A 7,960-nucleotide genomic window follows, 5' to 3' on the forward strand; every position below is an offset into this window, starting at 1 on the left:
CGTAGGGCTTAGGCTGGTCAGCTACCTAAAGTCAGGGGCTAGAAGCCCCGTCTCTTTAGAGCGGGGTGCTGACAAGTATTTATCTCTGATATCTTGGCCGATCGATTTTAACGAATTAACCTCAAATAAGTCTGCTCAATGACCCCTTTCGAGCTGGGACAGGCTGATTCGCTCACCCCGGCGATCGACGAGTTGGGATCGTTGAACCCTTGCCTCCCGCTGCAAAGGCACTCACGGCGAGACGAGACTTTTACCTCCCGGCGGGCTTTTCTAGTTTCTCTTATCCCCCTCCTTAAAGCAAGTGATGCCTGGATTGAGCTTTCTTCTGCCCCCTGCTCACCTGCATCCCCCTATGGGTGGAAACTAAGAATTGAGAACGAAAAACTTTGTTAATTCTTAATTCTTAATTCCCGCCGGCGCTTTACCCGGCTTCCGCCGTCATGGACTCGGTAAGGGCGCGAATTTTTAGCTCTCCATAGAATTTTTCTTGGACTAATTCGACTTTCGACTGGGCCGAGAGCATCAGCAGGGCGGAGAAGACTCCCACGCGATCGTGATGTTTGAGATGGCTGGGGGCGGGTTTGGACTCCCGGGTGCCAGATTTCCATCGTTCGAGCAAGGATTCGAGTTCGAGCCAATTGCGATCGCTGCCCACTTCTTGGGCGTAAGCGAGTAAAAATTGTTCGAGTCGGGCGGCAATTTCGGAGAGATTTTCTTGTTCGGCAAGTTCGGTGAGGGCGCGCACGGTGCTGGCGGGCGATCGCGTCCCTTTGTGCCGTTTGCTGCGACGGCGCGGTTGGTTTTCCATCGCCATCGACATCAGTTGCAGTTGCTCGATCAACTCTTGCAGGGTGACGCGCCGTTTTTTCGGCGTCGGTGCCACGGCGCGCCGTTTCAACTGTAGTTCGAGCTGTTTGGGGAGGGTCGGATCGTTCATCTCGTCCGCCTCATCCACCAGTTCCTCGGTTTCCTCTTCCGCCGTTTCTGCTTCATCCATTAAGGATTCCGATCGCGCCAGGGCGTCAGCTTTCAGCAAAACCAGCATCGAGGCATATAAAAAGGCTTGTCCGGATTCGGACAATGCGGCTTCTCGCTGTACCTGTCCGGCTTCATGCACTTGCACCAGTCGGCTGAGATAGCGATCGATGACATCGATAACTTGCACGTCCCAGGGGTCGATTTCTCCCTGTTTGGCTAGGTCTATTAAAAGTGCGATCGCATTTTGCGCTAAAGAACCACTCATAAGGATTTTTGGGGTTGGAGTTTTGGGTTTAATGGGATTGGCAGTAGAATCTCATCAAATGCTGTTAATTCTCAAGGATAGTTCATCCAATTCTCTAGCCTGCCTGCCACTGGATCCAAACCAGGGGAATTTTTTCCCGGGTCTCGAACCGGCGTTGCGGTTGAACTGCGGACCGATCGCCCCACAGGATCGCCAAAACCGCGCTTTAATCCCGCAGCACGTATCCGACGCCCCGCACGGTTTGGATCAGGCGCTTTTCGTTCTCGGCTTCGAGTTTCAGTCGCAGGTAACGAATATAGACTTCGATAATATTGGAGTCGCCCATAAAGTCGTACCCCCAAACATTTTCCAGGATTTGGTCCCGTTTTAGCACTTGTCGGGGGTGGGAAATCAGGTATTCGAGCAAGTCGAATTCTTTGGCGGTGAGTTCCACGGCGCGATCGCCGCGAAACACTTCCCGGGTGCGTCGGTTCAAACTCAAATCGGCAAATTGTCTTTCGTCGGGGTCGATTTCGGTGGTCCGTCGCAGGTGCGCCCGCACCCGCGCTAACAGTTCTTCCACGCTAAAGGGTTTGACTACATAATCGTCGGCCCCGGCGTCTAATCCCGCCACGCGATCGCTGACATCATCTTTGGCGGTTAATAAAATCACCGGCACCATATTCCCGGTGGCCCGCAATCGACGACACAGTTCTAATCCGGAAATCCCTGGGAGCATCCAATCGAGCACGATTAAATCTGGATTCGATTCTCGCGCCGCGCTCAGTCCCGCTAACCCATCATAGGCAACGCTGACTTGGTAGCCTTCGTATTTCAGCTCTAGCTCGATAAACTGAGCCAGTTTCACTTCATCTTCAATGACTAGGATATTCGCATTCATGGGCTTTTTTTAGCATTAAGATTTTTGATTTTTGATTTTAGGCGCGATCGCCCCGGGATGCGGTTTCGTTTTCCAGTCTTTCCCGATTGTTAATTGGTGATTGGTTATTTTTTTCCAGAGTGCCCCACTTCCTCAAACCGATGGGGGCGTGATTTTCTATGCCGAGAGTGTTTTTGCCCCTTGTGCAAACAGGAAGCGAGATGTAAAAACAGCAATCTAGCCCCCTCGGGTTAAGATAATGAGGGTTATCGTTTGCCAATTCACAACTTCCTCGAATTTAGGGGGGAAAGCCCTGCGAACCATCGAGTTCAACCCCTTGGTGGGGGGTAGGGTTCCGCGAACCGTCACCTAAAGAGGGGGATGGAAGCAGCACCCGTAGCGAAAAGCCGATAAAATCGTATCCGGGTCAGTCGTTTGACGAACAAATCACTCGTCTGTCCGGGAAAATTGTCCAGTCAAAACAAGGGTATAAAGCATGAGTCCTGTTGTTAAAGTTGTTCAACCCGTTGGCCTTTTAGATCGGACGAAGGTTGGTCAATTTGAGCAAGAGATTAGCGACTGTCTTGCAGAGGGAGCCGATATTATTTTAATCGATTTCCAAGATGTTAGCTTTATGGACAGTTCGGGATTGGGGGCAATTGTTGCTGCCATTAAAACCGTTCAAGCCTCTGGGGGCAAGTTATATATCTGTTCGATTAACAACCAAGTCAAAATGTTACTGGAGTTAGCCGGTTTGGATAAAGTAATGAGAATTTTTGAAGACCGAGAGGAATTTGAAAAAGAGGTGTTGTCCAAAACGGATTAAGACTCGCCGATCGCGCTAAAGCGGTTTTGAACAGGGAGAGTCAGGGGGAGACAGAATAGAGAAGAGCGATGGCGATCGCTTGTAGAGAAGCTGCATTTATCCCGTGACGCGGATCGACGATCCGCTTCGGACAGAGTTGCTGAGTGCAAAGCATCCCCAAACCAGAAGACCTCCAGAGTTTACCCGAGGGTGAAAACCGCCATCCCATCGCTCTTTTTACCTGGCGTTGTTAAGTTTGAAACTTCACCTGTAACAGAGAGACATCATCATTAAACGTATCGCGATCGCTGCGTTGGCGAACCGCTTGGAGAACCTGTTCCAAACTGAGGGAATAGTTTTGATGATAGTCAGTTAAAAGCTGGATAAAGTTTTCCAGACTCCACATATTGCCATCGGGGGTATTAATCTCGTAAATGCCATCGCTAAAAATGTAGAGGGTACTCCAGGAATCGATAGAGCAGGATGCATTGGAATATTCCACCGTAGGAAACATGCCAATCGGCAAACAAATTTCATTTCTGAGTTGTTCCACGTGAAGAGTACCGGGGGAATGACCCGAGATTAAAATAGCGGGTGGATGTCCGGCGCAGGAATAAACCAACTGACGAGTGCATTGATTATAAACCCCATACCAAATGGTGAAATACATATTGCGCTGACGTTCCATTTGGATGGCTTGATTAAGTGCAGTCAGCACTTGACAAGGTTGATAGAAATCGGTGTTGGGCAGAAAGCGCGATCGCAGTAAATTCAACACCGAAACCGAGAGCAAAGCCGCGCGGGAACCATGCCCGGAAACATCGAGCAAATAAATCGCCAAATGGTCATTATCGAGCCAATAGTAATCGAAACAATCCCCGCCCAATTGTTGAGAGGGAATAAAGCGCGAATCAATAGTTACCGCGTCATTCATCGGCAAAGGGAGGAGCGATCGCACGTATTCTGCCGCCTCAGCCAACTCCGCCTGTAGTGCCGCTTCAGCGCGCTTGCGTTCGGTAATATCGATCCCGACAAACACCGCCGCCTGGTCTTCCAACCATTTTTTCGCAATCACCAAATCGCTGCGAAACGCCCCATTTACCTCCGAGTCAATTTCTATGGAAGCTTCCTCAGATTGGTTAGCAAAAAATTCGCGCACGAACTGGCCGAATTTAGACTGACGGAAGCCCACTTCGCGACCGACAAAATGGCCCGGAGGTAAATTATAAGTAGCGGACAAATGGCGATTGACGCCTAAATAGTGAAAATCGGAACTAATCAGAGAAACGGTGCCAGGTACGGCATCCAAAACCGCTTGCAATTGATTGCGAGCCATTTGCACGGTTTCTTCGGCTTGTTTGCTGCGGGTCAAATCTTGCACCGACCCTTCATACCCGATGACTTGCCCGCGAGAGTCCACCAAGGGTCGCATGGTTTCTAGCACCCACAGCAGGCTACCATCTTGGCGTTTGACTTCCACTTCGGCGACGCTATTGCCGTTTTCTTGGAGCTGACGCTGACACTGGCCCCAGCGATCGCCATTGAGATAAACCCCCGAGATATGGTTTACCCTCGCAACGAATTCGGCGGGGGAGTCATAGCCGTAAATATTGGCCAACGCTGGGTTAACCTGGGTGTAGCGTCCGGACAAATCGAGCTGGAACAGTCCGAGAGAGAGCTTTTCAAAGAGTTGCCGATATTGAAATTGGGTTTCTTTTTCCGAGGTAATATTGCGAAAAATGCCGATCGCGCAGTGAGGTTGAGCGCCCTCCCATTGGCAAGAGAAATAGCCCTCCACCCAGAGGCGATCGCCGGTTTTGGAGAGCAAAATCAGTTCTTCGGTGGGGACAGATTCGCCCGAGGCGAGGGTTTCGAGCAGCCGAGTGGCGGTTTCGGTGGATTCGGGAGCGAGGATATCCCACAGGCGCAGGTTTGGGAGTTCGGCGGTGGAATAGCCCAGGTGGTGAAGCCAAGATTTGTTGACATAAAGCAGACGGTGGTCGCACAGATCCACCGTCTGCACTAAATCGTGGGTGCGATCGAGAAAATCCGGCAACGGAGGGTGATGCGGTTGTGGCATTTGCAGGCGGTGCAGTTCCAGGAGGGGCAAGATCTGACCGGCGAGGGTTTGCAGGGCGTCGATCTGGGCGGGGGTCAGATTCCGCGCCACGGAATCCATGACGAATAAGATACCCACCACCGACCCATCGGCGGCGATCGCCGGGGCACCTGCAAACCCTTGAATTGGCTTTGCATCGGGGAGTGAGGGATGGCTGGTAAATCGTTCGTCTTGGCTGATATCTCGAACCACGATCGCTTGCCGTTCTCGAATCACCGGCAGGCAAAACGACCAAGCGCCATCGCCCTCCCCCGGGAGCCAGCCTATTTGGGAGGAGATCGCCCCTTGGTGTTCGTCGAGCAAGGCGATCGCGGCAATCGGGGTTTCACACAGTTGCGCGGCGAGGCGAGTGAGTTGTTCTAATGCGACGTCCATCTGGGAGGAGCGCCTTTCATCTCGGCACAGAGCTTGCATTCTGAGACCTTTTTCATGGGGAAATGGTGCTATCATCGTGGCAACGCGAACGGCGGTTAAGGTACGGATAATTTTACCCTTGTCTCCTTCCTCGGCGATCGAGAAGGAGCGCAGAATTCACAGTGCAATAACGAGCGGAACGCTTATCTAAATTTTTTTTCGCATTACCAGGCAATTTCGATTCTCGGCGGTTCGCTTATAACACAGCTCATCGGTCAGTTGATGCATAAAAATCAATCCCCGACCGCCTTCTCGATCCATTTCATTCACCTCTGACTTTTCATAGCGGGACTTGAGTTTGGCTTCGAGGTCGAACGGGGATCCATAATCCCAGATTAAAATTTCCAGATAATCGGCGTAAACATTTACCTCGATCTCGATGGGGGTGCTTTCGGGCAAGTCGTGATGAGCGTGGCGCACTGCATTGGTGAACCCTTCGGCTAAGGCGGTTTGATACTGCCACCACCGATCGCGGGGAAGCAAGGAGTAAATTTCATCCTCTAACCACTGCAACACATCGGCTAAGGCATAGAGATCGCTGCGGACTTCCAGGCGCGATCGCTTGATTGGTTGCTCATCTTTTTCTGGTCGTTTTGCGAGCTGGGAGGCGAATCCTTTCCACCAGCTACCAAGATTTTGTAATACCATCTTCTAAAGGATGAAAGATGTAGACGCCCGTGCGGCAGCTTGCTATCGGCCAAGCTAAACGGTTGTAGTTTAAAGCAGTTGGGAGGGGGGTTTTGGTTGTCTCCCCCCAAGAGGATCGGTGATGGTGCAGCCAAGACGGACCGGACGCTTCCACATCACCGCGATCCGAAAGCCTATGGTTTAGTAAGCGCCACTATTTTTATTAAACAAGATCCCGATGGTTTTTAAAATCAACTTCAAGTCATAGAGCAGACTCCATTTGCTTTGGTAGTCTAAGTCTAAACGAATCACGTCCTCAAAATTGGTAATTTGCGATCGCCCGTGAACTTGCCATTCTCCCGTCATCCCGGGTTTGACGTCCAAACGCTGCCACTCGGGCACCTCATATCGTTCCACTTCATCCGGCGTGGGGGGTCGGGTCCCCACCAAGCTCATCTCCCCTTTTAACACGTTCCAAAACTGTGGAAGTTCGTCTAAACTGGTGCGTCGCAGAAATTTTCCCACCCGCGTAATCCGGGTATCGTTTTCGTTTTTAAATAGCGGACCTTCCACTTGATTTTTCACCTGGGATTTGAGCGCTTCTGCATTGTTACACATGGACCGAAATTTCCAGATGCGAAATCTGCGCCCCATCCAACCGCAACGGGTCTGACTGAAGAAAATCGGCCCGGGAGTATCCAGTTTGATGACGATCGCCATCGGCAGCAAGATCGCTCCCGTAATCCCGAGTCCCACTAGCGCCCCGAGAATGTCCATCAGCCGCTTGATCTTCGATCTCACTGACGGATGGGTGGTAGGAAGAAAGGCATTTTTCTCCCGCTGACTCTGCCCGGTTTCTGAGGTCTCGCCATCTGCGGCGCTCTGCGTCGCGCTGTTGAGTTGTTCGATGCTCAATGCCTCGTCTAATGCCGTCAGTGACAATACCGACATCACTTGCGCTTGCACGTTTCGCAGCACCAACCGAATGTCTTTTTCTTCTGTGGTTTTCAACACCCGCACCAAGGCTCCCACCCCGCTACTGTCGATAAAGGTGGTCTGGCTAAAATCTAAAATGAGTTCTCCCGGTGCTGGCTCGCTGTCGCACAAGTCGTGACAGGTTTGCTTGAACGGCACCGCTTCTAATACGCTTAAGCGCGGCGGTAAATGCACGATTGTGCTGTCGTTTTTAAACGAAACGCTAAATTCCGTTTGTGGGCTTTGGCTGACCATAAAAAAGCTATCCCCTTTTCCAAAAAGCTTATGGTTTTCAATAATAAAGTTTGAGCGGTTATTGTCATGCAAGGGAAATTTCCCTTGCTTTTCGCATCAGGTTCCTCCTCTGAAGTGAATGGCTCCCGGTAGCTTGCCCTACTCTGTCAGCACGGCGATCGCCACCGACGCATTTGGCGGGCGATTTTTCCTTTCCTGGTGTGTTCTTCTTTTTTAAAGTAGCAACAAATCTCAGGGTTTGGGTAGGCGATCGCCCCTAAATCCATCTTTCGATATACCACTCCCCTTCCCCCGGTTTGTCACAGAAAGGTAACTTGCTCTCCTTTATCTTCTTTTTCATCCCCAATCGGTTGGATTTTTTCGATTCTCCGACTTTTCCTTTCTTCCTCCTTTCCCCTTTCGAGACTCTTGTTGTTTTCCTTTCCTTCTCGGTTTCCCCTTTTTGTTCCTCCTTGCGTTCCTCTAGATCCCCCGACGCTTGCTTTTTGCAGAATCAAATTTATCATCATAGCATAACTTGCTCTCCTCACAAATATTTTTGCTTAAATTTTTATTTTTTTAAATAAATACACCCTGAAGCGGGAGGGTTTCATCAGAAATTAGGGTTGGTAAGGGGGAGAACGGAAACCCTCGTCATTTATGCGTAGGGAGGAGTTCTCCCCC

The 7,960-nt window shown here is 50.8% G+C and carries 6 protein-coding genes; 1 reads left to right on the forward strand and 5 read right to left on the reverse strand.

The window, feature by feature from the left end:
- Positions 1 to 421: 421 nt before the first annotated feature.
- Both AC0QH1_RS11040 and AC0QH1_RS11045 read right to left on the reverse strand, forming a co-directional pair.
- The gene (locus tag AC0QH1_RS11040) at positions 422 to 1,243 is read right to left on the reverse strand and encodes a segregation/condensation protein A (protein ID WP_324631150.1); all 822 of its coding nucleotides are present in this window, start codon (positions 1,241 to 1,243) and stop codon (positions 422 to 424) included.
- Between the two features lie 205 nt (positions 1,244 to 1,448).
- Positions 1,449 to 2,123 (reverse strand): response regulator transcription factor, encoded by a 675-nt coding sequence (locus AC0QH1_RS11045; RefSeq protein ID WP_324631151.1) that lies wholly within the window; start codon positions 2,121 to 2,123, stop codon positions 1,449 to 1,451.
- A gap of 475 nt (positions 2,124 to 2,598) precedes the next feature.
- Here AC0QH1_RS11045 and AC0QH1_RS11050 point away from each other — a divergent pair, with 475 nt between their 5' ends.
- Complete coding sequence (locus AC0QH1_RS11050) at positions 2,599 to 2,928, forward strand: STAS domain-containing protein (RefSeq protein ID WP_324631152.1); 330 nt, start codon at positions 2,599 to 2,601, stop codon at positions 2,926 to 2,928.
- Between the two features lie 229 nt (positions 2,929 to 3,157).
- On the opposite strand, the gene AC0QH1_RS11055 is transcribed toward AC0QH1_RS11050, so the two are convergent.
- The 3 genes from AC0QH1_RS11055 to AC0QH1_RS11065 all read right to left on the reverse strand — a co-directional run bounded on the left by AC0QH1_RS11055 (position 3,158) and on the right by AC0QH1_RS11065 (position 7,297).
- On the reverse strand, positions 3,158 to 5,401 hold the full coding sequence (locus tag AC0QH1_RS11055) for a SpoIIE family protein phosphatase (protein WP_324631153.1): 2,244 nt from the start codon (positions 5,399 to 5,401) through the stop codon (positions 3,158 to 3,160).
- Positions 5,402 to 5,587: 186 nt separating this feature from the next.
- Positions 5,588 to 6,088 carry an ATP-binding protein gene (locus tag AC0QH1_RS11060; RefSeq protein WP_324631154.1) on the reverse strand — a complete coding sequence of 167 codons (501 nt, stop codon included), beginning with the start codon at positions 6,086 to 6,088 and terminating at the stop codon, positions 5,588 to 5,590.
- Positions 6,089 to 6,268: 180 nt separating this feature from the next.
- Entirely contained in the window at positions 6,269 to 7,297 is a 1,029-nt protein-coding gene (locus tag AC0QH1_RS11065; protein ID WP_324631155.1) for a sugar transferase, read from the reverse strand.
- Positions 7,298 to 7,960 lie beyond the last annotated feature (663 nt).

It is taken from the genome of Phormidium sp. CCY1219, assembly GCF_055795085.1.

Coding starts and splice junctions, on each gene's coding strand:
- AC0QH1_RS11040 (WP_324631150.1), bottom strand. CDS start 1,243: ATGAGTGGTTCTTTAGCGCAAAATGCGATCGCACTTTTAATAGACCTA.
- AC0QH1_RS11045 (WP_324631151.1), bottom strand. CDS start 2,123: ATGAATGCGAATATCCTAGTCATTGAAGATGAAGTGAAACTGGCTCAG.
- AC0QH1_RS11050 (WP_324631152.1), top strand. CDS start 2,599: ATGAGTCCTGTTGTTAAAGTTGTTCAACCCGTTGGCCTTTTAGATCGG.
- AC0QH1_RS11055 (WP_324631153.1), bottom strand. CDS start 5,401: ATGGACGTCGCATTAGAACAACTCACTCGCCTCGCCGCGCAACTGTGT.
- AC0QH1_RS11060 (WP_324631154.1), bottom strand. CDS start 6,088: ATGGTATTACAAAATCTTGGTAGCTGGTGGAAAGGATTCGCCTCCCAG.
- AC0QH1_RS11065 (WP_324631155.1), bottom strand. CDS start 7,297: ATGGTCAGCCAAAGCCCACAAACGGAATTTAGCGTTTCGTTTAAAAAC.